A 25,194-nucleotide genomic window follows, 5' to 3' on the forward strand; every position below is an offset into this window, starting at 1 on the left:
AATGAACTAAGATTGGTCGCTGTTGTGCCTCATATGAATAGGCGGTCGTGATCATTCGACCTCGCGATGATCACCTCTTTCCCACAGGGGGAAACAACAGCTTCTGATCCGACCGAGGCATGTCGGCCGAAGCACAATACTCTGAAATGAAAGGTGAACATGGCTCCGTCACGTTCACGCCGACAGGTCCGCCTGTCGCGCGCTCTCGGCATCCCGCTGACACCGAAGGCTGAAAAGTACTTCGAACGCCGTCCCTACGCTCCCGGTGAGCACGGCCGTGCTCGTCGCCGCAACGACAGCGACTACTCGGTCCGCCTGAAGGAAAAGCAGCGCCTCCGCGCTCAGTACGGCATCCGCGAAGCTCAGATGCTCAACCTCTTCAAAGAAGCAGCCCGCACCCCCGGTCTGACCGGTGAAACGCTGGTCGAGCTGCTTGAAATGCGCCTGGACGCCCTCGTCCTGCGCGCCGGATTCGCACGCACCATCGCGCAGGCACGCCAGTTCGTCGTTCACCGTCACATCATGGTGGACAACCAGCTGGTCGACCGCCCTTCCTACCGCGTCAAGCCGGGTCAGATGATCCGCGTACGCGAACGTTCGGTCAGCATGGACCCGTTCCAGGTTGCCGCTGCCGGTGCACACCGCGACGTTCTTCCGACCGTTCCCGGCTACCTGACCGTGAACCTTGAGGCTCTGCAGGCCACTCTGGCCCGCCGCCCCAAGCGCGAAGAAGTTCCCGTCACCTGTGACGTCCAGATGGTCGTCGAGTACTACTCGCGCTGATCTGCTGATTCAAGTGCCCGGGCCGTGTCGGCCCGGGCACTTGTTGTTTGTCTGTGCACTAGACTCGACAGCGCACGTATCCTGCCTTGCAGGCTGCAGACACCCGAATGGAAAGGCCCGGAATGAAAACTGCTGAGATCAAGCGCCGGTGGCTCGAGTTCTTCGAGTCGAAAGGGCACACCGTTGTTCCCTCGGCCTCAGTGATCAGCAACGATCCGTCGATTCTGTTCAACATCGCGGGCATGGTGCAGTTCATTCCCTACCTTTCAGGCGACGTTCCAGCCCCCTACCCGCGGGCTACGAGCGTGCAGAAGTGCGTGCGCACGGCCGATATTGAAGAGGTCGGAAAAACCACCCGCCACGGCACGTTCTTCCAGATGAACGGCAACTTCAGCTTCGGCGACTACTTCAAGCGCGAAGCGATTGGATTCGCGTGGGAGCTGCTGAGCACACCGGAAGACAAGGGCGGCCTGGGCTTCGACCCCGAACGCCTGTGGGTCACCGTCCACCGCGAAGACGAAGCGTCGATCGAACTGTGGTTGGAAGAAACCGATATTCCGCGTGAGCGGATCCAGTCCCGCGGCAGCGAAGACAACTTCTGGCACACCGGCCAGCCCGGCCCGGGCGGCTACTGTTCGGAAATCTACTTTGACCGCGGCCCCGCCTACGGTGTGGAGGGCGGCCCGGAAGCCGACGAAGACCGCTACATCGAGATCTGGAACCTCGTGTTCATGGAGTTCGAACTCTCCGCGGTCCGTTCGAAGACCGACTTCGACATCAAAGGCGAGCTTCCCGCCAAGAACATCGACACCGGGATGGGCCTGGAGCGCGTGGCGTTCCTCAAACAGGGCGTCGAGAACATGTACGAGGTCGACGAAGTCTTTCCCGTCATCAAGGCTGCGGCTGGCATGGCAGGGATCTCCTACGGCGACGATGAAGAGCACGATGTGCGGCTGCGCGTTGTGGCCGACCACGTCCGCTCTGCGCTTGTCATCATCGGCGACGGTGTGCGTCCCGGCAACGAAGGCCGCGGATACATCCTCCGCCGTCTGCTGCGTCGCTCGATTCGCGCTATGCGGCTGCTCGGCGTCAAAGACGAGGTTCTGCCCTCGCTGCTGCCGGTGTCACGGGATGCGATGAAAGACTCCTATCCGGAACTGGAAAAGGACTTCAAGCGCATTTCTCAGGTTGCCTACGCCGAAGAGCGGGCATTCCTGCGCACTTTGGAATCCGGCACCCAGCTGCTGGAGAACTCCGTCGCACAGATCAGCAGCGGCGGAACGCTGTCCGGCGATGTCGCCTTCGCCCTGCACGACACACACGGCTTCCCGATTGACCTCACCCTCGAAATGGCGGAAGAAGCCGGGGTGAAAGTCGATCGCGAAGGCTTTGAAGCGCTCATGGCGCAGCAGCGCACACGCGCCAAAGCCGATGCAAAGGCCAAAAAGGGCGGCCTGCAGACCGATCTGAGCGCTTTTGCCGCCCTGCGTGAAAACGGTCCGAGCGAATTCGTCGGATACGACGCCCTCGTTGCTGATTCGACCGTGCGCGGCCTGGTTGCCGACGGCACGGCGGTTCCGGTTGCACGCGCCGGTGACACAGTAGACGCTGTCCTCGACCTCACGCCGTTCTATGCCGAATCCGGTGGTCAGACATCTGACATCGGCATCTTCGTGGGCGACGGCTTCAAAGCCCGGGTCCACGATGTTCAGAACCCGGTTGCCGGTCTTGCCGCCCACCGCATCGAAATCCTGGAGGGCGAACTCGAAGCGGGTGCCAGCCTGTCGGCGCAGGTCGACTCCGAACACCGCTACCAGGCCCAGCAGGCCCATTCGGCAACCCACATGATCCACGCGGCCCTGCGTGAGGTTCTCGGCGAGACCGCAACGCAGGCCGGTTCGCTCAACCAGCCCGGCTATCTGCGCTTTGACTATTCTTACCCGGAGGCCATGACCGCGCAGATGCGCGCAGAAGTTGAGGAAGCCGCCAACCTGGCGGTGCGCAATAACTTCGAAGTCGGGTATGAGTACATGTCCTACGAGGACGCCAAGAAGTCCGGCGCCACCGCGCTGTTCGGCGAAAAGTATCCCGAGACCGTCCGCGTCGTCGACATCGGCGGTCTGTGGTCGCGGGAACTGTGCGGCGGCACGCACGTGAAGTCGACCGCCGAGATCGGCCCGATCTCGCTGTATTCCGAAAGCTCGGTAGGTTCCGGCACCCGCCGTGTTGAAGCCAGCGTCGGTCTTGACGCAATCCGCTCCCTGTCGAAAGAGCGCGCAATCGTGCAGGCCCTCTCAGACCTTCTCAAAGTGCCCGGTGCGGAAGTCTTTGACCGGGTCGGCGGTCTGCTCGGGCGCATCAAGGAAGCCGAAAAGACCATTGCACAGCTCGAACGCGACAAGGTCCTTGCCGGTGCGGGCCAGGCCGCCCAGGAAGCGCAGACTGTCGGCAGTGTGCGCTTTGTCGGCGTCAACCTCGGCGAAGCCGGCGGCGGTGACGTCCGCACATTCGCGCAGGACGTCAAGCAGCGGCTAGGGGACACGGCTTCCGTCGTCGCAGCCTTCGGTGCGGCCGGCGGACGCCCGACGGTCGTTGTGGCAGTCAGCCCCGCCGCACAGGAACTGGGCTTTAAAGCAGGTGAGCTTGTCAAGACCGCAACCGGGGTGCTCGGCGGCGGTGGCGGCGGCAAGCCCGACCTCGCTCAGGGCGGCGGTCAGGACGCTTCGAAGATCGACGAGGCCATTGTGGCTGTTCGCCGTGCACTGGAGGATCACGGGTGACGTTTCGACGGGGAAGACGAGTCGCGGTTGATGTCGGTACGGTGCGCGTGGGGGTCGCCGCGTGCGATCCCGACGGCATTCTCGCAAGTCCCGTCGGGACCCTGTATCGGCGCGAAGGGGATGACACGGTGCTGAGGCAGTTTGCGCAGCTCATCGAAGAGTACGAGCCGATCGAGATCATCAGCGGCAAACCCACCTCGCTCGACGGAAAACAGCGGGCCTCAGCGCACAAGGCACTGGCATTCACCGAAGCGCTGTCCCGTGCCGCCCGTATGCCGATCAAACTCATGGACGAACGCTTCTCCACTTCGCAGGCGCACGCACAGTTGGCCGAAGCGGGGCGGAATTCAAAGCAGCGCCGCGAAATCGTCGACGCACAGGCCGCTGTCATCATCCTGCAGAGCGCACTCGAATATGAGCGCGCCAACGGGCCGCTGGCAGAATCGGTCGGTGCTGTGGAAGGGCAAGCATGAACAGCCTCGCGGAGGAATTCGACGCGGTCCCGATGACCCGGGCCGAACGCAGGGCGAAAGAGCGGCGCAGGAAGTTCCGCAGGCGGCGCATGGTGGCGATTTTCGTCGTCGCCACACTCCTGCTCGGCGGCGGCGCCGTTGTCGGCCTGCTCTCGACAAAGAACTCTCTGGGCAATGTGTTTCTCAGCCGGGGAGACTACGAGGGCGAAGGAAAAGAAGAAGTCAAGGTCACGATCGCGCCTGGAACATCTGCCCGCCAGGTTGCCAACCAGTTGGTTGAAGAGGGGGTCATCAAAGCCGCTGGCCCGTTCCTTAAGCAGATCGAGGAACGCAACATCGTCATTCAGACCGGAACGTTCACCATGCGCCGCGAAATGAGCGCCCAGGCTGCCGCAGACGTCCTCGAGCAAGCCGACGCGGCCAACAAGATCACGCTGGCCGAAGGCAACACCATCGATGACCTCAAAAAGAAGCTCGGAGAACACGAATTCTCTGAATCCGAGATCAACGCGGCACTTGACGACAAAAAGCCGAAGGACTACGGACTCGAAGTCGACGCACCCAGCCTCGAAGGCTACCTGCACCCGGCGACTTACGAAATCCACGGTGACACGACGCCGGAAAAGCTCGTGCAGTCTATGGTTGACGGCACGAAGAACATGCTCAACGAGCAGGCCATCACCAATGATGATGCGAACTACTTCATGACGCTGGCCAGCCTGATCGAGATCGAAGCAACCGGCGACCCCGAAGTCCGCGCCAAGGTCGCCCGGGTGTTCATCAACCGCCTGTCCAAGGACTCCGAAACCGATGGCTATCTGCAGTCAGACGCAACCGTGGCCTATATCTTCGGGGCCCGCCAAGACCTCACGACAACGCCGGAGCAGCGCAAATCCGACAACCCCTACAACACCTACAAGCACAAGGGTCTGCCGCCCGGTCCCGTGAACTCCCCGTCTGACGGTGCCTTTGCCGCGGCGAAGAATCCGGCGGAGGGCAAATGGGAGTACTTCGTGGCGACTGATCCCGACAAGGGGGAAGTGAAGTTCGCCGAAACCTATTCGGAGCATGAAAAGAACGTCGAGGAGTATCAGAAGTGGCTTAGGGAGCACCGCGAGAAAAATGGCTGACGCACGGCTTGCTGTACTCGGTTCGCCGATAGACCACTCGCAGTCACCGGCGCTGCACGTCGCTGCCTATCGCACCCTGGGGCTGGACTGGGAATACGGGCGTTTCGAGGTGGCCGAGGCCGAGCTCGCCTCGTTTCTCGACGCGCACGACGACTGGGCGGGCTTTTCTCTGACGATGCCGCTGAAGACGGAACTTGTTCGCCTGGCCGATGAGCGCGGGTGGGCCGTCGACGACACCGCACGGCTGACCGGCGGCGCAAACACGTGGGTCAACGGCCCGGTGCCCGGCGTTTACAACACCGACGTGCACGGCATTGAACAGGCTCTGCGCGAAGCCGGGGCGAATGTGTCACGCTGCGCGGTTCTCGGCAGCGGAGCCACAGCGAAGTCTGCCGTGTTGGCTGCCGCGCGGCTTGGAGCACAGCACATTGAGATCTTCGCCCGATCGCAGCACAAGGCCCGAACACTCGCCGACTTCGCTCAGTCGCTCGGGGCGCGGACGGGGACAGCGGCACTTGGGCAGCTCCAGCTGGACGACTGGTCGACAGTCCTGTCGACTCTGCCCTCGCAAGTTCTGACGGAGGATTCGCTCCGACTGCCAGCGCACTGCACAACAGCGGTTTTCGAAGCGGGCTATGCCCCCGGGGGCTTTTCCCTCGCCACAGCCGCCGCCGAGCGCGGGGGCACGGCGATACCGGGTCAGCGCATGCTCATCCACCAGGCCATCCGCCAGATTGAGCTGTTCGGCATCGCCCGGGCAGCGCTGACCGGCACGTTTGACGCCGAGACCGTCACCAGTCTGGAGAAGACGATGACGAAGGAGGCACAGGCACTGTGAATGACACTCTGACGCTTGGGTTGGCTCTGCTCATATGCTCGGCTCTCAGTGTCGGAACGAGCTATGTCATCCGCTTTCGCTTTGCCGAAATCATCCACGACGAAGCCGGACTGCGCCTGCTGATCGGCCAGACGACCTGGCCGCACAAACCGCCGCGGTTCCTCGCGGTGGTGTTTACGGCTGTTGCCTTTGTCCTCGCGTGGCTGGCTGCTTTCATGTCCCCGGTCGTCTTCGGCAATGAACTGGGCACTCTCTTTCCCGTATCCGCCCTGTCACTTCTTGCAGGAGCCACCGGGTGGCTGTTTTGGATTGACAGCAGAATCCACCGTCTGCCGGACAGACTCGTGCTTCCGTTGGGCGCAGCGATGTTCCTTGTCACCGCCATCGGTCTGGTTGTGGGCTATTTCGAAACGGTCAAGGCCGCGCAGACAGCCGGTGTTCGCGGGCTGATCGGCGCAGTGATCGTCGTTGCCGTCTTCGGGATCCTCAACCTCGCAGCACGTGTGGGCCGCTGGGAGACGATCGGCTTGGGCGATGTGAAGCTCGGCGCGCTCATCGGTCTGGCCGTCGGCATGGTCAGCCTGTGGGGACTCGCTGTGGTGCTTGTGGTCGCCAACGCATCAGCGCTCGTGTACTGGATCAACACCAAGTTCATCAAGCGCACCAAGATCACCCACATCGCGTTCGGCCCGCATCTTCTCATCGGCACGTGGACTGCCGTCCTGCTGACGCCGCTGGCTTTGTAGACTGTGGAGAATGTTGAGATGGTTGACCGCCGGTGAATCGCACGGCGAAGCTCTGACGGGCATTATCGAAGGCCTGCCCTCCCACGTTCCCGTGACATCGGAAATGATCTCCAACGCGCTGGCCAGGCGGCGTCTGGGCTACGGGCGCGGGGCGCGGATGAAGTTTGAAGCTGACGCCGTTCGGGTGCTCGGAGGCGTTGTCCACGGCCGCAGCCTCGGTTCGCCGATTGCAATTGAGGTCGGCAACACCGAATGGCCCAAGTGGGAAAAGGTCATGAGCCCCGATCCCGTCGACCCCGCTGAGCTCGAAGGTCAGGCGCGGGCACAGGCCCTCACGCGCCCTCGCCCGGGACACGCTGACCTGGTGGGCATGGAGAAGTACCGGTTTGACGAAGCCCGGCCCATCCTCGAGCGTGCATCTGCCCGCGAAACCGCCATGCGCGTTGCTCTGGGCGCCGTTGCGCAGTCGTTTCTTGCCGAACTGGGCATCACGCTGGTTTCGCACACCGTGTCGCTTGGGCCGGTCGAAGGATCGCGCGCTGCGGCACGGCCGACGGCCGCTGATGTCGAAGCTCTCGATGCGGATCCCATGCGGTGTTTTGACCAGGAATTGTCAGCCCGCATGGTCGCTGAGGTTGATGACGCCAAAAAGTCAGGAGACACCCTGGGCGGCGTGGTCGAGGTCATCGCGTACGGACTGCCGGTCGGTCTGGGCTCGCACGTGCACTGGGACCGTCGCATTGACTCCAGGCTGGCAGGGGCCCTCATGGGCATTCAGGCCATCAAGGGCGTCGAGGTCGGCGACGGCTTCGAAACCGCTCGCCGCCGCGGATCGCAGGCGCACGACGAGATCGGCCTCGACGGCGACAAAGCCGTACGCGCAAGCAACCGCGCCGGCGGCACCGAGGGCGGTATGACGACCGGCGAACCTCTTGCAGTGCGGGCGGCCATGAAGCCGATCGCCACTGTGCCGCGCGCCCTGGGCACAATCGACGTGCAGAAGCGAGAAACAGCCAAGGCACACCATCAGCGCTCAGACGTCTGTGCCGTTCCAGCCGCGGGTGTTGTTGCCGAAGCCATGGTGGCGCTCGTCATCGCCGAAAGCGTGACCGAAAAGTTCGGTGGGGACTCCCTCGAGGAGACCAAGCGCAACCTTGACGCCTACGTGGCCCAGCTGAACTTCCCAACGACATGACCGAACGGCCGCTGCCACGACCGACCCCGCCTGTCGATCCCGTCCCGGCGGCCGGAGCGCGCATTGTCATGGTCGGCCCTCCCGCGGCCGGAAAGTCAACAATCGGGCGGCTGATCGCCGAGCGGCTCGGCGTGCCCTTTGTGGACACCGATCATCGGATTGCCGATCTCTACGGCCCGATCCCGCAGATCTTCGCAGAACGCGGCGAAGACCGATTCCGGGAATACGAACGTGCTGTTGTGCGCCGCGAGCTGCGGCGTCTGCTCGAGCGGCCGGGAGTCGTCTCACTTGGCGGCGGAGCTGTGCTCAACCCGGGTACGAGGGCTCAGCTGAAACACCCCGCGATCAAGACGATCGCTATTGAGATCGACAGCACCACCGCCGTGCAGCGCCTGGGCGGTTCCAAAAGGCCCCTGCTGGATGACAGTGATGATCCCGCAGCGCGCTGGCAGCGAGTCTTCGACGAACGGCGAAGCCTTTACGAAGAAGCCGCAACGGCAGTCATTCAGGCCGATGATGGCCCGCCGTCTACGGCGGTCAACCGCATCGTCGGGATCATCACCGGTCTCCAGCGGGCCGAAGAATACGAAAAATTCCGTGAAAGCAGCCAGGAACAGGAGTTTCAGTGACAGAAGCAGTCGTGCCGGTCAGCGCCGGGGGGGACTACGACGTTGTGATCGGGCACAAGCTCATGCACCGACTGCCGGAGCTCATCGGCGGTCGTGCGCAGAAAGTGCTCGTGATCTATCCGCGAGCTCTGCGGACGACGGGGGATCTGGTCCGCGATGACCTGCAGGCGGCAGGCTACGAGGCCCTTGCCGCAGAAATCCCCGATGCCGAAGAAGCCAAGCACGGCCGGGTGGCCGAATTCTGCTGGAAGATCCTCGGCCAGTCTGACTTCACCCGCACTGATGTCATCGTCAATGTGGGAGGGGGAGCGGTGACCGATTTGGGGGGCTTCGTGGCCGCCACGTGGCTGCGCGGAATCCGCTATATCAACATCCCCACGACCGTGCTCGGCATGGTCGATGCCGCCGTCGGAGGCAAAACCGGCATCAACACCGAGGAGGGCAAGAACCTGGTCGGCGCTTTTCACGCGCCGGCAGGCGTCCTGTGTGATCTTGAAACACTCGCCACACTGCCGCCGAATGAGCTCTTCACCGGCTTGGCCGAAAGTGTGAAGTGCGGTTTCATTGCCGACCCCGAAATCCTTGACCTCATCGAAAATACACCCAAGGATTCACTCACAGATCCCGCATCGCCGGAGCTGTTTGAGATCATTCGCCGTTCCATCGCGGTGAAGGCAGACATTGTCAGCGAGGATTTTCAGGAATCTGGCAAGCGTGAGTTCCTCAACTTCGGGCACACCCTCGGTCACGCCATCGAACGCCTGGAACGCTACCAGTGGCGCCACGGGGCCGCTGTGGCCGTCGGCATGATGTTCGCCGCAGAACTGTCGGTTCTCACCAAGAACCTGTCGGAAGAAAACGTCACCCGGCTGCGCACCGTTCTTGAGCACCTGGGTCTGCCGACCGGCTACCGCGGCGACAAGTGGCCGCAGCTGCTGGACACAATGCGCAGGGACAAGAAGGCTCGCGGCTCTCTCCTGCGATTCATCGTCCTGGAGGACATCGGGCGTCCAGCTGTTCTTGAAGCAGCGGACACATCGCTGCCGTTCAGCGCCTACACCGCAATCGGAACGGATTCGCCCGTCACGCGGCTGAGCTGAGCACTGATACAATCGACGGGGTTTTCGGCCATTCATCGGATGAAGGAGAAACGTGGCAACGACGAATGATCTGAAGAACGGCATGGTGCTGGTTCTCGACAACGAACTGTGGCAGGTGCTTGAGTTTCTGCACGTCAAGCCCGGCAAGGGCCCGGCCTTCGTCCGCTCTAAGATCAAAAACGTTCTGTCTGGAAAGATCGTCGACCGCACGTTCAACGCGGGCACCAAGGTTGAGACCGCCACGGTCGATCGCCGGGACATGCAGTACCTGTACAACGACGGCACCGACTACGTCTTCATGGACGAAAAGGACTACGACCAGGTCTCCATCGGTCCTGAACTCGTTGGCGACGCCGCGAACTTCATGCTGGAAAACCAGTCGCTGCAGATCGCTTTCCACGACGGCAGCCCGCTGTACGTGGAACTTCCGCCGATCGTCGAACTCACGATTACACACACCGAACCCGGTCTGCAGGGCGACCGCTCCTCTGGCGGCACCAAACCCGCAACCCTGGAAACCGGATACGAAATCCAGGTTCCGCTTTTCCTCGAAGAGGGCACCGCTGTGCGCGTCGACACCCGCTCCGGTGAGTACCTCGGGCGCGTTCGCGATTGAGCGCCCGCAGTCGCGCCCGCCGCAGGGCGCTTGAACTTCTCTTTGAAGCCGGAGAGCGCAAGCTGGATGAAAACGAGCTCATCCAGCTGCGCTCCGGTGACCCCGAATACCCCATGAAGGAATACGCCGTCGAGATCGTGCGCGGTGTTGTCGAACACCGCACCGCCATCGACGCCACTCTGCGGGAGTATTCGGAATGGAACGTCGACCAGCTGCCGAAGGTCGATATCGCTCTGCTGCGCATGGGCCTGTGGGAAGTTCTCTACAATGACGAACTCGACGATCCCGTTGCGATTGACGAAACCGTCAGCCTCGCTGCCGCCTACTCGACCGATGATTCACCGGCCTTCATCAACGCGCTGCTTGACCGTGTGAGCAAAGAGGGCAAGAAGGACCGCAGCACTCCAGACCAGGCTGTGCAGCAGCCGCAGCCGGAATCAGCACAGTCCGACGAAGGCTCAGCCGAACAGGACTGAACCGGTTCGGCTATGCTGATGAAAATCGCTCCTTTAATGACCGTCCAGTGAGGCGGGGAAGGGGGACTGATGCGCACAGCCGAAGTTTTCGACGCGAGTGAGATCTCGCGTGCGCTGACACGCATTGCCCACGAAATTCTCGAATCCAACAAGGGTGCCGATGGCCTCCTGCTCCTTGGCGTTCCAACCCGCGGTGTGCCTTTGGCGCAGCGACTGGCCCAGCGGATCGCCGCGATCGAACCCGGTGTGAGTTCAGACAGGATCGTCGGAAGCATTGACGCGACGATGCACCGGGACGACCTCAACACCGGCAGGCTCCGCCCAGCGCTGCCCACTCAGCTGCCCGAAAGCGGAATCGACGGACGTACCGTCGTCCTGGTCGATGATGTTCTCTACTCGGGGCGCACCGTGCGCGCAGCACTCGATGCGCTGCACGACTACGGACGCCCGCAGGCGGTCCGCTTGGCTGTTCTCGTTGATCGCGGGCACCGTCAGCTGCCCATCCGCGCTGATTTTGTCGGCAAGAACCTGCCGACCTCTGCCGAAGAGCGCGTCGCGGTGTCGCTGTCAGAAACCGACGACGCCTGCGACCGGGTCATCATCACCTCCCCAGAACGAGGTGAGGGGTGATGCGCCACCTTCTTGGCACCTCGGGCCTGGGCAAGGCCAATGCGGTCGACCTGCTCGACATTGCCGAAGCCATGACCGTTTCCGGTGGGCAGGCGGTCAAGAAGCTGCCCGCCCTGCGGGGGCGCACAGTTGTCAATCTGTTCTTTGAAGACTCCACCCGAACGCGCATTTCCTTTGAGGCCGCCGCCAAGCGCCTGAGTGCGGACGTCATCAACTTCTCCGCCAAAGGCTCTTCGGTTTCCAAGGGCGAAAGCCTCCAAGACACCGTCCAGACGCTCGGCGCCATGGGCATTGATGCGATCGTCATCCGCCACCCCGGGTCCGGAACACCGCACTTCCTGGCCGGCAGCGAATGGACGGACGCGCATATTCTCAACGCCGGCGACGGTATGCACGAACACCCCACACAAGCACTGCTGGACGCCTTCACCCTGCGCCGCATACTGTCTGACGAACCTGTTTCCGGGCCCTCTGAGACCAGCTTCGGCAAGGACCTGGCCGGTATGCGAGTGGCAATCGTGGGCGATGTTCTGCACTCCCGCGTAGCCCGCTCAAATGTGCATCTGCTGGAGACCCTGGGGGCTTCTGTCGTTCTCATCGCTCCGCCCACCCTGCTGCCGTGGGGAGTGGAAAGCTGGCCGTGTGAAATCCGCTATGACTTCGATACCGCCCTTGAAGAGTTCGACTTCGACGCCGTCATGATGCTGAGAGTCCAGCGCGAGCGCATGCATCAGGCGTTCTTCCCCGGCCCGCGCGAATACACGCGGCTGTGGGGCCTCACCGAGGAGCGCTACCGCAGACTGCCTGAAGCTGCCGCAATACTGCACCCCGGACCTATGAACCGCGGTTTTGAAATCTGTGCGGCCGCAGCCGATTCGCCCCGCGCCGCTGTCCTCGGACAGGTGGAGAACGGCGTCTACGTGCGCATGGCTGCGCTCTATCGTCTTTTGACCGGTCGCACTTCGGAGGACATGCAATGACATCGCTGCTCATCACCAACGCTCAGCTGCCCGACGGCAGCACCGGCTCGATTGCGGTGCGCGACGGCCGGATCGTCGAATCTGTCGAGGCTGGCGACACCACGATCGACGCGACGGGGCTGGTGGCCCTGCCGGGCCTGGTCGACATGCACGTCCACCTGCGCGAACCCGGAAAAGAAGACGCCGAGACAGTTGCCACTGGTTCGGCCTCGGCCGCTCGGGGCGGCTTCACCGCAGTCAACGCCATGGCGAACACACAGCCGGTTGCTGACACCGCCGGTGTTGTCGAGCAGGTGTGGCACCTGGGCCGCGAGGTGGGGCTGACGGAAGTCGCGCCGATCGGAGCGGTCACGGTCGGACAGGAGGGCACCCAGCTGGCAGAGCTCGGTGCGATGGCGGCCAGCGCCGCGCAGGTGCGCGTCTTCTCCGATGACGGTCTGTGTGTCCACGACCCGCTTCTCATGCGTCGCGCCCTCGAGTACGTCAAAACCTTCGACGGCATCATCGCCCAGCACGCGCAGGACCCTCGCCTGACCGAGGGCGCCCAGATGAACGAGGGCACGATCTCAGCAAAGCTCGGCCTGCCGGGCTGGCCCGCCGTTGCCGAAGAGTCGATCATCGCCCGTGACATTCTTCTGGCCGAACACGTGGATTCGCGCCTGCACGTGTGCCACCTGTCGACTGCAGGTTCCGTGGACCTCGTGCGCTGGGCGAAATCCCGCGGTGTCCGAGTCACGGCCGAGGTCACACCGCACCACCTGATGCTCACCGACGAACTCGTCGAAACCTTCGACCCTGTATACAAGGTCAATCCGCCGCTTCGCACTCGCCGCGATGTCGAAGCCGTCCGCGAAGGGCTGGCCGACGGCACGATCGACATCGTCGCCACCGACCACGCACCCCACCCGGCCGAACACAAGTGCTGCGAATGGTCGGCTGCGGCCATGGGCATGGTCGGCATGGAATCGGCTCTGCCGATCGTGGTCGAGGCCATGCGCGACTACGACTTCGGCTGGGCCGATATCGCCCGCGTCATGAGTTCGAATCCGGCGGCTATCGCCGGGCACACAGAACACGGTTCCCTCGAGGTCGGAACGGGTGCGAACATCATTCTGGTCGACCCGAGCTCACCCGGTGTGATCGAACCCGACACCCATGCAACCAAGGGCCGCAACAACCCCTTCCGCGGTCTGGAGATCAACACGCGCGTCGTCCACACCGTCCTGTACGGCACACACATCGTCGAAGACGGTTCGATCGTGCGCAAACACGAACTTCGGGAGGGCTCGTGGATCGCCTGATCCCCGTCCTCGTCCTCGCTGCAGTCGCGGTGGCCGTCCTGCTGCTCATGCGCTGGGGGTGGAAGGCCAGACAGAATCGCCAGGCGGACATCCCGGCCCCGCAATCGGCCGAGCCCACCGACAGCGGCTATGATGGCTACTACATTGCCACCACCTTCGCCGACCAGCACCTCGAGAGGATCAGCGTCCACGGCCTCGGCGTGCGCACGGGCGCTGGGCTCGACATCCAGGATGACGGTGTTGTCTTCAGCCTCGACGGCCGTACGCCCTTTCGGATTCCCGCCGAAGACATCGTGGATGTGTTCTTCGGCTCGGGCATGATCGGCAAGTTTGTAGAGAAAGACGGAATCGTCATCATCCGCTGGAACCTCGGTGACCACGAAGTCGACACCGGCTTCCGCCCAAGGGAACACAGCGCTAAGAAGACCATCGCCGCAGAAATCGAGATACTCAGAGGTAGGAGACGATGAGCCTGCGCACACAGCCGGCCCGGCTTGTTCTGGAAGACGGCACGCACTACACGGGATACGCGTTCGGCGCCCTGGGGACAACGGTTGGCGAGGCGGTCTTCACCACCGCTATGACCGGCTACCAGGAGACCCTGACGGACCCCTCGTATCACCGGCAGATCGTGATTCACACGTTCCCCCACATCGGCAATGTCGGGGTCAACAGCGAAGACAGCGAATCGGGCCGGTACTGGGCCGCCGGGGTCGTCGTCCGCGACCCTTCTCGGATCACGTCGAACTGGCGTGCCGAAGGCGACTACGAAGAGCATCTTAAATCGATTGGGCTCGTGGGAATCTGCGACGTCGACACTCGCGCACTCACACTGCACCTGCGCGACAAGGGCGCCATGCGTATGGGAGTCTTCTCCGGCGATGACGCTCAGAAGTCCCTGGATGAGCTGCTTGAGATCGTCCGCCGGGCCCCGCAGATGCAGGGCGCGGACCTCGCCTCGGAAGTCACCTGCCAGGAGCCGTACACCGTTCCCGCGGAAGGCGAGAAGCGCTTCTCGGTTGTCGCCTACGACCTCGGTGTGAAGAAGACAACGCTGGACCAGCTGGCCCAGCGCGGCCTCGAAGTGACTGTGGTGCCTGCAGGCACGACGGTCGATGAGCTCACGGAGCTTGCCCCCGACGGCGTGTTCTTCTCGAACGGACCGGGTGACCCCTCGGCCATGAAGCAGCCGATCGCAGTCCTTCAGCACGTGCTGAAAGAGCGCATCCCGTTCTTCGGCATCTGCTTCGGCAACCAGCTGCTGGGCCGAGCACTGGGCTTTGACACCTACAAGCTGACTTTCGGCCACCGCGGTTCGAACCAGCCGGTTCTCGACGTCGCATCGGGGCGTGTCGAAATCACCACGCAGAATCACGGTTTTGCCGTCGATGCGCCGCTGGGCGATCCGGTCACGGCACCGAACGCTGAGTACGGCAGGGTGCAGGTTTCGCACATCGGCATGAACGACCAAGTAGTCGAGGGACTGACATGCCTGGACATCCCGGCGTTCTCGGTGCAGTTCCACCCGGAGTCAGCGGCGGGACCGCACGACTCGCGCACCCTTTTCGACACTTTCGCCCAGCTGTTGGCTGACAACGCCAAGGAGAACTGATGCCGCTGCGTACAGACATCAAAACCGTCCTCGTGATCGGCTCTGGTCCGATTGTCATCGGCCAGGCCTGCGAATTCGACTATTCCGGCACTCAGGCCTGCCGCATCCTGCGCCGCGAGGGCATGCGGGTTGTGCTCGTCAACTCCAATCCGGCGACGATCATGACCGACCCAGAACTGGCCGACGCCACCTACGTTGAGCCGATCGACCCCGATGTCATCGAAAAGATCATCGAAAAGGAGAAGCCCGATGCGCTCCTGCCCACCCTCGGGGGGCAGACGGCACTGAACGCCGCAATCAATCTGCATGAATCGGGTGTTCTCGCCAAGCACGGTGTGGAGCTCATCGGCGCTGATGTCGACGCGATTGAACGCGGCGAAGACCGCCAGCAGTTCAAAGACGTCGTCGAACAGTGCGGCGCTGAAGTCGCCCGGTCCTATATTGCGAACACAATGGACGAGGTGCTCGACGGTGCTGCGAAGCTCGGCTACCCGCTGGTTGTGCGTCCGTCATTCACGATGGGCGGCCTGGGCTCCGGCATGGCCTATTGCGAAGAGGACCTGCGCCGAATTGCCGGCGACGGTCTGCACGACTCGCTGACAAACGAGGTGCTGCTGGAAGAGAGCATCCTCGGGTGGAAGGAGTTCGAGCTTGAACTCATCCGCGATAAGAACGACAACGTCATCGTCGTATGCGCAATTGAGAACTTCGATCCCGTCGGCGTGCACACCGGTGATGCCATCACGGTGGCGCCGTCGTTGACTCTGACCGACGTCGAATACCAGAAAATGCGCGACATCGGGATTGCGATCATCCGCGGTGTCGGGGTGGAGACCGGCGGCTGCAACATCCAGTTCGCAATCCACCCGGAGACCGGCCGAATCGTCGTCATCGAAATGAACCCCCGCGTGTCCCGGTCGTCGGCCCTGGCGTCGAAGGCAACCGGCTTTCCGATTGCAAAGATCGCAGCGAAGCTCGCCGTGGGCTACACGCTCGATGAGATTCCAAACGACATCACCGCAACAACTCCGGCCGCATTCGAACCGGCCCTGGACTACGTAGTCGCGAAGATTCCGCGCTTCGCCTTTGAGAAGTTCCCCGCCGCCGACCCGACCCTGACGACCACCATGAAGGCCGTCGGCGAAGTCATGGCGCTTGGCCGCAACTTCACGACGGCGCTGCAGAAGGCTCTGCGCAGCCTGGAGAAGAAGAATTCCGAGTTCGCCTTCGATGCGGCGTTCAACCTCGAAGACAGCAGTGTCCGCGCAGAGGTCGAAGCCAAACTCGCACACGCGACAGAAGATCGCATCTACACGGTCCAGCGTGCTCTCATGTCGGGCATGAGCATTGACGAGGTCTTCGAGCACACCAAGATCGACCGGTGGTTCCTCGATCAGATTGCGCTGATCAACGAGGTCGCCGACTACGTCCGCGCAGCCGAAGAACTCAGCCCCGAAGTTCTCGTCATAGCCAAGAAGCACGGTTTCTCCGATAGGCAGATCGCACAGCTGCGCAGCCTTGACCCGGCCGTTGTCATGGGTGTGCGGCACGCATTGGGCGTTCGCCCCGTCTACAAGTCGGTAGACACCTGCGCTGGAGAATTCGAGGCGAAGACTCCGTACTACTACTCGAGCTATGACGCGACCAGCGAAGTTGCGCCGCGGAACCGGGAAGCCGTCATCATCCTGGGCTCGGGTCCCAACCGCATCGGGCAGGGAATCGAATTCGACTATTCCTGCGTGCACGCGGCGATGGCGCTCGAATCCGCCGGCTACGAAACCGTCATGGTCAACTGCAATCCGGAGACCGTGTCGACGGACTACGACACCGCTGACCGCCTGTACTTCGAGCCGCTGACACTCGAGGACGTCCTCGAGGTGTACCACGCCGAGGCGCAGGCCGGTCCGGTCGCCGGTGTCATCTGCACCCTGGGCGGGCAGACTCCGCTGGGTCTGGCGACTGCGCTCAAGGAAGCGGGCGTGCCGATTCTCGGCACGCAGCCCGAAGCGATTGACCTCGCTGAGGACCGCGGCGAGTTCGGCCGGATCATGGCCGAAGCACATCTCGTCGCTCCCAAGCACGGAACCGCCGTGACCTTTGATGAGGCCGTCGACATTGCCGAAGACATCGGCTATCCGGTGCTCGTGCGCCCCTCCTACGTGCTGGGCGGTCGCGGTATGCAGATTGTCTACGACTCCGAGCAGCTGCGCTCCTACATGGAGACCGCCACCGAAGTTTCGTCCGACCGACCGGTGCTGGTTGACAAGTTCCTCGACGACGCGGTCGAAATCGACGTCGACGCACTGTTCGACGGCGAAGAGCTCTACATCGGCGGCATATCCGAGCACATCGAAGAAGCCGGCGTGCACTCCGGAGACTCCACGTCTGTCCTGCCGTCGATCAGCCTGGGCGAAAGCGTTCTGCAGCGTGTGCGCGAAGCGACTCTGGCGATTGCCCGGGGAACGGGTGTTCGCGGCCTGCTCAACATTCAGTTCGCGGTGGCCGCCGACATTCTCTACGTCATCGAAGCCAATCCGCGTGCTTCGCGCACCGTGCCGTTCGTGTCGAAGGCAACCCATCGCCAGCTGGCCAAAGCAGCAGCCCTCATAGCCGTCGGCCGCACTATCAGCCAGCTGCGCGGAACGATCCTGGCAGAGGAGTCCGACGGCTCCTACCTTCCGCTGAACCACCCCGTGACAGTCAAAGAGGTTGTCCTTCCGTTCCGCCGCTTCCGCACCCCCGACGGCAAGGCAGTCGATTCGATTCTCGGCCCGGAAATGCGCTCAACCGGCGAAGTCATGGGCATCGCCCCGAACTTCCCGGAGGCCTTCGCGAAAGCCCAGCTGGGCGCTTCGACGGCTCTGCCCACCGAAGGGCGGGTGTTCGTGTCGATCGCAGACCGCGACAAGCGCTCTATCGTCCTGCCGGTGAAAACCCTTGCCGACATGGGCTTCGAAATCGTCGCCACCGCCGGCACTGCTGATGTCCTGGCCCGCCACGGCGTGCCGAGCACCCGCATTGCCAAGCAGCACGAAGCGGCCGAGGGCGAGGACACCATTCTGCACAAGATCGACCAGCGGGAAATCGACCTCGTGGTCAATGTGCCGTCGGGACGCCAGGAGCGCTCCGACGGCTATGAGATTCGCGCGGCCGCTGTTGCTGCGAACGTTCCGATTATGACGACGACAGCGGCGTTCTCCTCGGCTGTCGGCGCTATTGACGTGCGCCGGCGCAACACCGCCGAAGTCTGTTCGCTTCAGGACTGGGCATGACGTTCACACAGTGGCACGACGCGGCCTGGGCAAGCCCCTTGTGCGTCGGAATCGATCCGCACCCGGAGCAGATCGCACAGTGGGGTCTGCCGGACAGTCCGGACTCACTCAGCACATTCTCAAACAATGTGCTGAGCGCTGCGGCCGGACGGGCGAGGTTCATCAAACCCCAGTCGGCGTTTTTCGAACGCCACGGCTCAGCCGGCATCGCCGTTCTCGAAGATCTGCTCGCCCAGGCTCGCGAAGCTGGTCTGCTGTCGATTCTCGATGCCAAACGCGGTGATATCGGTTCGACGATGGCCGGCTACGCAGACGCCTACCTCAATCCCGCACGCCCCCTCGCCGCCGACGCTTTGACCGTGTCGCCCTATCTGGGAGTGGGGTCCTTGCGACCGGCCATGGAAGCCGCGGCCGAGCACAGCAAGGGCCTGTTCGTGCTGGCGCTGACCTCGAACCCCGAAGGCAGAGAAGTCCAGCACGCGCGCACTCCGGAGGGCAGGGCAGTTGCCGCCGAGGTGGTCAGGCAGGCTGAGGAGGTCAATCGCCAGCTGGATGTTCCGCTCATCGGACTGGTCGTCGGCGCGACGATCGGAACTGCCGCTGCTGATCTCGGCATTGACCTCGGGGGATTTTCGGGCCCGGTGCTCTCACCGGGCTTCGGTTCGCAGGGGGCCGGGACTGCCGATCTTGAGGCTGTTTTCGGTGACGCCTACCGTGCCGGAAGGGTTATCGTCAACGCCTCGCGGTCGCTGTCGCGGTGCGGTCCTGACAGTGCCGATATTGCTGAGGAAATAGCCTCGATTGCCGAAGCGGTGACCCCAAAAGGCCGCTAGACTGCGAGTGTCCCGATCTACAAAGCGGATCTTGAGGAGGGGGACACATGGTACTGACACCGCTGACTGACGAACAGCGATCAGCTGCCCTGCGCAAGGCCTTCGACGCTCGCGTTGAGCGGGCGGAAGCCAAAGCAGATTTGAAATCAGGCAAAAAGAAGCTCGCCCAGGTCTTGGCAGAAGCCAATGACAGCGAAGCCCTGCAGAAGATGAAGGTCTACGACCTTCTGCGCGCAATCCCCAAAGTAGGGGACAGGCGCGCAGAGGCCATTATGGAAGAAGCCGGCATCGCCCGTTCACGCAGGATCAGAGGCCTGGGGGTCCACCAGCGAGCCGCGCTATTGGAGAAATTTGACTGAACCAGTTCTGACCGTGCTCACCGGCCCATCGGCGGTCGGCAAGGGCACCGTTGTCCAGCATGCCAAGAACAGCGTTGACCGACTGTGGCTCTCGGTGTCGGCAACTACGCGCGACCCCCGCCCGGGAGAAGTGGACGGCGTGCACTACCGCTTTGTGACGGACGCAGAGTTCGACGATCTCATCGACGCGGGCAGAATGCTCGAATATGCTGTCGTCCACGGTAAGCACCGCTACGGAACGCCGTCAGAGCCTGTTGAGCAGGCTTTGGCCGAGGGCTTTGCACCGCTTTTGGAAATCGACCTCGACGGGGCGCGTCAAGTGCGTCAGCACGCACCGAATGCGCGTTTTGTGTTCATGGCTCCGCCCAGTTGGGACGAACTCGTTCGCCGACTCACCGGTCGCGGCACCGAAACGCCCGAGCAGATTGCCCGTCGTCTTGAAACTGCGCGCACTGAACTTGCGGCGAAGGACGAATTCGATCACGTGATAGTCAACACCGATGTTTCGGCAGCCGCTGCCGAACTAGTAGACTTGATGGGACTGTCATCAGACACCCCTAGGTGAATGTGGAGAAATTTCTTGACTGCTAACCCCGAAGGCATCACCAATCCGCCGATCGACGATCTGCTCAATGTGACGCCGTCGAAGTACGAACTCGTCATCGAAGCATCCCGCCGCGCCCGCCAGATCAATTCGTACTACGCACAGCTGCAGGACGGACTGCTGGAGAACGTCGGTCCGCTCGTGACCCCGGAAGCCGGCGAAAAGCCGCTGTCGATCGCCCTGCGCGAAATCAATGAGGGCAAGCTCGTCAGCCGTGAGGCCAGCCCCGAAGAACTCGCTCAGGAAGAAGCTCTCGCCGAAGAGTTCGACTTCAGCTTGGACCCCGACGCACTGTGAACATCGTTCTCGGCGTCACCGGGGGCATTGCCGCGTACAAAGCGGCTCATATTGTCAGGATTCTAAAAGAGGCAGGGCACAGCGTTCGCGTTGTTCCCACCGAAAGCGCCCTGCGCTTTGTCGGCGCGCCCACGTGGGAGGCGCTGTCCGGCCAAGCCGTGCAGACGGATGTCTTCACACGCGTTGAAGATGTCGAGCACGTACTCATCGGCCAAGAAGCCGACCTCGTGCTCATTGCACCGGCAACGGCAGACAGCCTGGCGCGCATCCGCGCCGGCATTGCCGACGATCTTCTGACTGCCACGGTTCTGACGACCACCGCACCGGTCGTGGTTGCCCCCGCAATGCACACCGAGATGTGGTTCAACCCGGCAACCGTCGACAACGTCATCGTTCTGCGCAGTCGCGGAGTGCACGTCCTGGAACCTGCTTCCGGTCGCCTGACCGGAGCGGACTCCGGTCCCGGACGGCTGCCGGAACCGCAGGAGATCGTCGACTTCGCCCTGTCCGTCCACCGCGAAGCCGCTGCCCAATCAGCCAGCGGACTCCTTGCCGGGCGCCGAGTGTTCATCAGCGCCGGCGGCACCCGCGAACCACTCGACCCGGTGCGCTTCCTGGGCAATCGGTCATCCGGCAAACAGGGCGCAGCGCTTGCTGCCGCAGCCCACAGGGCCGGCGCTGAGGTTTGTTTGGCGTCGGCCAATATCGATTCGTCGATCCTTGCGTCCCTGCCGACCGGCATTGACATTCGGGAAGTCGAAACGACAGCACAGCTGGAAAGCGTGTGCCGCGAGCAGGCCGCCCAAGCAGACATCGTCATCATGGCAGCCGCTGTGGCGGACTACCGTCCGGCCCAGACGGCAGGCCACAAGATGAAAAAAGACGGCGATGCCGGTCTGACCATCGAACTCGTGCAGAACCCCGACATCCTCGCCGGTCTTGTTGAAAATCGGCGCGAAGGCCAGACCATCGTCGGCTTTGCCGCGGAAACGGGCAGCCCGGAAACTTCTGCCGCGGAAATGGCTCGGCAGAAGATCGTGCGCAAGCGCTGCGACCTTTTGGTTTTCAACGATGTGTCCGGCGGCAAGACCTTCGGCCACGACACCACGAGCGTCGAAGTGCTCGCCCTGACCGACACGGGGGCTGTGGGGCTCGGAGACTTCACCGGAGACAAGGCCGATGTGTCGGTTTCTGTCATGGACACGATCGCCAAGCACGCGGTCGAATAGGATTGAAGCGTGTCTGAACTTCGTCAATTCACCTCTGAATCCGTAACTGAGGGCCACCCGGACAAGATCTGCGATCAGATCAGCGATGCCGTGCTCGATGCCCTTCTCGAACAGGACCGTCGGGCCCGCGTGGCCGTCGAAACGATGGTCACCACCGGCCTGGTGCACGTCGCCGGCGAGGTGACAACCTCTGGCTACGCTGACATTGCGCAGCTGGTGCGCGACGTCATCACCGACATCGGCTACGACTCTTCAGCGAAGGGCTTTGACGGGCACACCTGCGGTGTTTCCCTGTCGATCGGCGCCCAGTCGAACGACATCTCGTCGGGTGTGACGCGCTCCCTCGAAGCGCGGTCGGGCACAACGGACCTGTACAGCGCTCTGGGTGCTGGCGACCAGGGCCTCATGTTCGGCTACGCGGACAATTCGACGCCCACTCTCATGCCTACGCCCATCTACTGGTCGCATCGTCTGACCGAACGACTCACCGCAGTCCGCAAGTCCGGCACTCTGCCCTATCTGCGGCCCGATGGAAAATCCCAGGTCACGGTCGGCTACGACGGCGACGCGGCGGTGTCTGTCGAAGCTGTTGTCCTGTCTACACAGCATGACGAGACTGTCACACACGCCGAGCTCGCCCAGGACATCCGCACGCACGTGGTCGATCCCGTGCTGGAAGAATCCGGTCTTGACACCACTAAGACCAACTACTTCATCAACCCCGCCGGGCCGTTCATCACCGGCGGCCCCATGGGGGATGCCGGTCTGACCGGGCGGAAGATCATCGTGGACACCTACGGCGGCTTTGCCCGGCACGGCGGCGGTGCGTTCTCCGGCAAGGACCCCTCGAAAGTCGACCGCTCCGGTGCCTACGCAACCCGCTGGGTGGCCAAGAACCTCGTCGCCGCCGGCCTGGCCGACCGCGCCGAAGTCCAGGTCGCCTATGCAATCGGCGCTGCAAGTCCCGTCGGCCTGTACGTCGAGACCTTCGGCACCAGCACGGTTGACCCGGTGAAGTTGGCTGACGCGGTTCGGGGCGTCTTCGACCTGCGGCCGGCGGCTATTATCGACGAACTCGACCTCAACCGGCCCATTTACCGCAAAACCTCGACCTACGGCCACTTCGGTCGCGAAGACTCCGACTTCACGTGGGAGAACACCGACCGCGCCGATGCTCTGAAGTCCTATTTCAGCTGAGCGCTGTGGACGACGCTCAGCTGTTCACAGACGCTGAGGAGCCTCGTTTGAGGATCCGCGGCGGTGCACAGCCTGCGGCGGACCGTCCCGTGGCGCGCGTCCTGTTGGAATCACCGCTTCCGCACCTGGATCGGCTGTTCGACTACGCGGTGACCGAAGAGCAGGAAGCCGAGGCGGTCGTCGGTGCTCGCGTCCGCGTCCGGTTCTCTGGGCGCAGGCTGTCGGGTTTCATTGTGCAGCGCACAGATACGACCGATGTCGACGGCGAGCTTGCGCCGCTGGCCTCTGTTGTTTCGCCGCTGCCTGTGCTGGGTGAGCAGCTGTACGGCCTGTGCACGGCTGTTGCCGCGCGCTTTGCCGGAACAACGGCCGATGTTGTCAGACTGGGTGTGCCCGCACGCCACGCCAGGGGCGAAAAGAGCGTTCTGAAATCTGCTCCCGGTGATCCAGCACTGGCAGCTGAGGCCGCCCGCGCCGTTTCGGAGTCGACACAGGCCGACACGGCCCCAGCTGCAGAAGCCGATTTCCTTGCGGCACTGCATTCGTGGGCTGAGAACGCGGGTTCGTCTGAGTCGTCTGAGTTCCCACCGGGCCCGCGTGGTGCCTACACGGTGCTTCCGGGAGATTCCGGAGGTCTCGATTGGGTGCGCTTCGGGCTTGAGGCTGCTGCCGGGGTGATTGCCGCGGGGCGGACCGTGCTGTGGCTCGTCCCGGACTACCGGGAACTCGAAGCCGTCAAGCGTCGGCTCGGGAGGCTTGCTGAGTTCACTTCTGTTCTCAGCGCTGACCAGGGTCCAGAAGCACGATGGGCCGCGTGGGTTCGCGTGCTGACCGGACGGTCGCGCATGGTTCTGGGCACACAGGCGGCAGCCTTTGCACCCCTGCAGGACCTCGGGCTCATTCAGATGTTCGACGACGGCAATGACTCTTATCTTTTTGGGCGCGCACCGTACGTTCATGCGCGCTTTGTGTTGCAGGAGAGGGTCCGTCAATCCGGTGCCGCTTTGCTGTTTGTTGACCGCACGCGCACAGTCGACGTGCAGTTCCTCATCGACTCCGGCTGGGTGGGGCAGCTGCAGACTTCTCGCCAGGAGCGACGCGACGGTGCCCCGGTAGTCTTCTGCCCGCAGACTCAGCGCAGCGTCAGTGACCTGACCCAGCTGCCGGATGCGGTCTTCAGCGTCATCCGCGCTGCGCTGGGGCGTGCGAAAAGCGATGCCGCTGTTGGGCCTGTGCTCGTGCAGGTTCCGCGGACCGGCTATTCGACGTTTCTGACGTGTGCGGCGTGCCGCAGTCCTGCTCTCTGCCCGTCGTGCGAAGCCCCGCTGAGTGCGGCGGGGCCGGAGGGCCCCTTCGCCTGCTCGCGCTGCGGGTGGCACATCGAGCACCTGTCCTGCCGCAGTTGCCGCAGTCGGCGCTTCAGCTTCCACAGCGCCGGTCTCGACGGCATTCACGCGCAGCTCGGCCGGGCATTTCCCGGCTTCAGCGTTGTGCGCTCCGGCGGCAGCAGAGTGTTTTCCCGGCTTGACGATCCTGCTGACATCGTTGTTGCCTCGACGGGTGCCGAGCCTTATGTGGATGGCGGATACGCGGCAGCGGTTCTTCTTGACACGCTGTGGCCCGGTCCGGTTCTCAGGGCGACAGACAGGGCAATTGCCCGGCGCATGCGGGCCGCGGGCATGGTTCGCTCGTCTCGCGCAGGCGGTCGGGTGCTCATACTCGACGACGATCCCGATGTTGTGCGGACCCTGACCCGCTGGGATCCCGATGTCTACGCTGCAGCGGAAGCCGCCGATCGAACGCAGGCCGGCTTCCCGCCGGCCTGGCGAACAGCCGAGGTGACAGGTGCCCGCAGCGCGGTCGAAGACGTTTCAGAAGCCTGCTGTGATCAGTTCGGCGCACGCCTGTACGAACTGCGCGACGGCCCGCCTCGTTCCCGCTTCACCCGACCCGGTGACGATGTCGATGAGTCCGTCGTCACCGCGGTTATCGGCATTCCGGCCGCAACCGGCAACACCCTGTCTGAGCACTTGGCCGCCGAAACCGCAGCCCGGTCCATGCGGGGTGACGCGCAGATTCGCGTCCGCATGGACGATCCCGACGCTCTGTGACAG

Annotated in this window: 24 protein-coding genes; all 24 read left to right on the forward strand. The window is 63.1% G+C overall.

Features of this window, described 5'->3' with window-relative positions:
* Positions 1–159: 159 nt before the first annotated feature.
* The 24 genes from rpsD (at position 160) to HMPREF3162_RS03030 (ending at position 25,191) form a co-directional block, all read left to right on the forward strand.
* A complete protein-coding gene (gene rpsD, locus HMPREF3162_RS02915; RefSeq protein WP_070572526.1) occupies positions 160–783 on the forward strand; it encodes a 30S ribosomal protein S4 in 624 nt (207 codons plus the stop codon).
* Between the two features lie 122 nt (positions 784–905).
* Positions 906–3,563, forward strand: a complete 2,658-nt coding sequence (alaS, locus tag HMPREF3162_RS02920; protein WP_070572528.1) for an alanine--tRNA ligase — start codon at positions 906–908, stop codon at positions 3,561–3,563.
* Positions 3,560–4,036: a Holliday junction resolvase RuvX gene (gene ruvX / locus HMPREF3162_RS02925; protein ID WP_070572530.1), complete on the forward strand. Its 477-nt coding sequence runs from the start codon at positions 3,560–3,562 to the stop codon at positions 4,034–4,036. Before alaS ends, ruvX begins: the two co-directional genes overlap by 4 nt.
* Positions 4,033–5,166 carry an endolytic transglycosylase MltG gene (mltG, locus tag HMPREF3162_RS02930; RefSeq protein ID WP_070572532.1) on the forward strand — a complete coding sequence of 378 codons (1,134 nt, stop codon included), beginning with the start codon at positions 4,033–4,035 and terminating at the stop codon, positions 5,164–5,166. The genes ruvX and mltG overlap by 4 nt, the downstream gene beginning before the upstream one ends.
* A complete protein-coding gene (locus tag HMPREF3162_RS02935; RefSeq protein ID WP_070572534.1) occupies positions 5,159–6,004 on the forward strand; it encodes a shikimate dehydrogenase family protein in 846 nt (281 codons plus the stop codon). Before mltG ends, HMPREF3162_RS02935 begins: the two co-directional genes overlap by 8 nt.
* On the forward strand, positions 6,001–6,750 hold the full coding sequence (locus tag HMPREF3162_RS02940; RefSeq protein WP_070572536.1) for an A24 family peptidase: 750 nt from the start codon (positions 6,001–6,003) through the stop codon (positions 6,748–6,750). The genes HMPREF3162_RS02935 and HMPREF3162_RS02940 overlap by 4 nt, the downstream gene beginning before the upstream one ends.
* A gap of 10 nt (positions 6,751–6,760) precedes the next feature.
* Positions 6,761–7,945, forward strand: a complete 1,185-nt coding sequence (gene aroC, locus HMPREF3162_RS02945) for a chorismate synthase (RefSeq protein ID WP_070572537.1) — start codon at positions 6,761–6,763, stop codon at positions 7,943–7,945.
* Positions 7,942–8,574, forward strand: coding sequence for a shikimate kinase (locus tag HMPREF3162_RS02950; RefSeq protein ID WP_070572539.1), 633 nt, complete (start codon positions 7,942–7,944; stop codon positions 8,572–8,574). Before aroC ends, HMPREF3162_RS02950 begins: the two co-directional genes overlap by 4 nt.
* On the forward strand, positions 8,571–9,674 hold the full coding sequence (gene aroB / locus HMPREF3162_RS02955; RefSeq protein WP_070572541.1) for a 3-dehydroquinate synthase: 1,104 nt from the start codon (positions 8,571–8,573) through the stop codon (positions 9,672–9,674). The genes HMPREF3162_RS02950 and aroB overlap by 4 nt, the downstream gene beginning before the upstream one ends.
* Before the next feature lie 52 nt (positions 9,675–9,726).
* Entirely contained in the window at positions 9,727–10,290 is a 564-nt protein-coding gene (gene efp, locus HMPREF3162_RS02960; protein WP_070572542.1) for an elongation factor P, read from the forward strand.
* Positions 10,287–10,766 carry a transcription antitermination factor NusB gene (nusB, locus tag HMPREF3162_RS02965; protein WP_070572544.1) on the forward strand — a complete coding sequence of 160 codons (480 nt, stop codon included), beginning with the start codon at positions 10,287–10,289 and terminating at the stop codon, positions 10,764–10,766. The genes efp and nusB overlap by 4 nt, the downstream gene beginning before the upstream one ends.
* 69 nt (positions 10,767–10,835) lie before the next feature.
* Positions 10,836–11,396 carry a bifunctional pyr operon transcriptional regulator/uracil phosphoribosyltransferase PyrR gene (pyrR, locus tag HMPREF3162_RS02970; protein WP_070572546.1) on the forward strand — a complete coding sequence of 187 codons (561 nt, stop codon included), beginning with the start codon at positions 10,836–10,838 and terminating at the stop codon, positions 11,394–11,396.
* Positions 11,396–12,376 carry an aspartate carbamoyltransferase catalytic subunit gene (locus tag HMPREF3162_RS02975; protein WP_070776903.1) on the forward strand — a complete coding sequence of 327 codons (981 nt, stop codon included), beginning with the start codon at positions 11,396–11,398 and terminating at the stop codon, positions 12,374–12,376. The genes pyrR and HMPREF3162_RS02975 overlap by 1 nt, the downstream gene beginning before the upstream one ends.
* Positions 12,373–13,677 (forward strand): dihydroorotase, encoded by a 1,305-nt coding sequence (locus HMPREF3162_RS02980; RefSeq protein WP_070776854.1) that lies wholly within the window; start codon positions 12,373–12,375, stop codon positions 13,675–13,677. The genes HMPREF3162_RS02975 and HMPREF3162_RS02980 overlap by 4 nt, the downstream gene beginning before the upstream one ends.
* A complete protein-coding gene (locus HMPREF3162_RS02985; RefSeq protein ID WP_070572552.1) occupies positions 13,665–14,147 on the forward strand; it encodes a PH-like domain-containing protein in 483 nt (160 codons plus the stop codon). Before HMPREF3162_RS02980 ends, HMPREF3162_RS02985 begins: the two co-directional genes overlap by 13 nt.
* Positions 14,144–15,289, forward strand: coding sequence for a glutamine-hydrolyzing carbamoyl-phosphate synthase small subunit (gene carA / locus HMPREF3162_RS02990; protein ID WP_070776855.1), 1,146 nt, complete (start codon positions 14,144–14,146; stop codon positions 15,287–15,289). The genes HMPREF3162_RS02985 and carA overlap by 4 nt, the downstream gene beginning before the upstream one ends.
* Positions 15,289–18,561: a carbamoyl-phosphate synthase large subunit gene (carB, locus tag HMPREF3162_RS02995; protein WP_070776856.1), complete on the forward strand. Its 3,273-nt coding sequence runs from the start codon at positions 15,289–15,291 to the stop codon at positions 18,559–18,561. The genes carA and carB overlap by 1 nt, the downstream gene beginning before the upstream one ends.
* Positions 18,558–19,394: an orotidine-5'-phosphate decarboxylase gene (gene pyrF, locus HMPREF3162_RS03000; protein WP_070776857.1), complete on the forward strand. Its 837-nt coding sequence runs from the start codon at positions 18,558–18,560 to the stop codon at positions 19,392–19,394. Before carB ends, pyrF begins: the two co-directional genes overlap by 4 nt.
* A 47-nt stretch (positions 19,395–19,441) precedes the next feature.
* Positions 19,442–19,753 (forward strand): integration host factor, actinobacterial type, encoded by a 312-nt coding sequence (gene mihF, locus HMPREF3162_RS03005; protein WP_070776858.1) that lies wholly within the window; start codon positions 19,442–19,444, stop codon positions 19,751–19,753.
* On the forward strand, positions 19,746–20,318 hold the full coding sequence (gene gmk / locus HMPREF3162_RS03010) for a guanylate kinase (RefSeq protein WP_070776859.1): 573 nt from the start codon (positions 19,746–19,748) through the stop codon (positions 20,316–20,318). The genes mihF and gmk overlap by 8 nt, the downstream gene beginning before the upstream one ends.
* A 15-nt stretch (positions 20,319–20,333) precedes the next feature.
* A complete protein-coding gene (gene rpoZ, locus HMPREF3162_RS03015; protein WP_226829178.1) occupies positions 20,334–20,654 on the forward strand; it encodes a DNA-directed RNA polymerase subunit omega in 321 nt (106 codons plus the stop codon).
* A complete protein-coding gene (gene coaBC / locus HMPREF3162_RS03020) occupies positions 20,651–21,883 on the forward strand; it encodes a bifunctional phosphopantothenoylcysteine decarboxylase/phosphopantothenate--cysteine ligase CoaBC (RefSeq protein WP_070776860.1) in 1,233 nt (410 codons plus the stop codon). The genes rpoZ and coaBC overlap by 4 nt, the downstream gene beginning before the upstream one ends.
* A 9-nt stretch (positions 21,884–21,892) precedes the next feature.
* The gene (gene metK / locus HMPREF3162_RS03025; protein ID WP_070776861.1) at positions 21,893–23,080 is read left to right on the forward strand and encodes a methionine adenosyltransferase; all 1,188 of its coding nucleotides are present in this window, start codon (positions 21,893–21,895) and stop codon (positions 23,078–23,080) included.
* A gap of 5 nt (positions 23,081–23,085) precedes the next feature.
* Positions 23,086–25,191 (forward strand): primosomal protein N' family DNA-binding protein, encoded by a 2,106-nt coding sequence (locus tag HMPREF3162_RS03030; protein ID WP_083318880.1) that lies wholly within the window; start codon positions 23,086–23,088, stop codon positions 25,189–25,191.
* The last annotated feature ends 3 nt before the right edge of the window (positions 25,192–25,194 follow it).

The organism is Brevibacterium sp. HMSC07C04 (genome assembly GCF_001815905.1).
Taxonomy (GTDB): Bacteria; Actinomycetota; Actinomycetes; order Actinomycetales; family Brevibacteriaceae; genus Brevibacterium.

Excerpts from the sequence above, each read along its gene's own strand:
- rpsD (WP_070572526.1), top strand. The coding sequence starts at position 160 with ATGGCTCCGTCACGTTCACGCCGACAGGTCCGCCTGTCGCGCGCTCTC.
- alaS (WP_070572528.1), top strand. The coding sequence starts at position 906 with ATGAAAACTGCTGAGATCAAGCGCCGGTGGCTCGAGTTCTTCGAGTCG.
- mltG (WP_070572532.1), top strand. The coding sequence starts at position 4,033 with ATGAACAGCCTCGCGGAGGAATTCGACGCGGTCCCGATGACCCGGGCC.
- HMPREF3162_RS02935 (WP_070572534.1), top strand. The coding sequence starts at position 5,159 with ATGGCTGACGCACGGCTTGCTGTACTCGGTTCGCCGATAGACCACTCG.
- aroC (WP_070572537.1), top strand. The coding sequence starts at position 6,761 with ATGTTGAGATGGTTGACCGCCGGTGAATCGCACGGCGAAGCTCTGACG.
- HMPREF3162_RS02950 (WP_070572539.1), top strand. The coding sequence starts at position 7,942 with ATGACCGAACGGCCGCTGCCACGACCGACCCCGCCTGTCGATCCCGTC.
- pyrR (WP_070572546.1), top strand. The coding sequence starts at position 10,836 with ATGCGCACAGCCGAAGTTTTCGACGCGAGTGAGATCTCGCGTGCGCTG.
- HMPREF3162_RS02975 (WP_070776903.1), top strand. The coding sequence starts at position 11,396 with ATGCGCCACCTTCTTGGCACCTCGGGCCTGGGCAAGGCCAATGCGGTC.
- HMPREF3162_RS02980 (WP_070776854.1), top strand. The coding sequence starts at position 12,373 with ATGACATCGCTGCTCATCACCAACGCTCAGCTGCCCGACGGCAGCACC.
- carA (WP_070776855.1), top strand. The coding sequence starts at position 14,144 with ATGAGCCTGCGCACACAGCCGGCCCGGCTTGTTCTGGAAGACGGCACG.
- carB (WP_070776856.1), top strand. The coding sequence starts at position 15,289 with ATGCCGCTGCGTACAGACATCAAAACCGTCCTCGTGATCGGCTCTGGT.
- pyrF (WP_070776857.1), top strand. The coding sequence starts at position 18,558 with ATGACGTTCACACAGTGGCACGACGCGGCCTGGGCAAGCCCCTTGTGC.
- mihF (WP_070776858.1), top strand. The coding sequence starts at position 19,442 with ATGGTACTGACACCGCTGACTGACGAACAGCGATCAGCTGCCCTGCGC.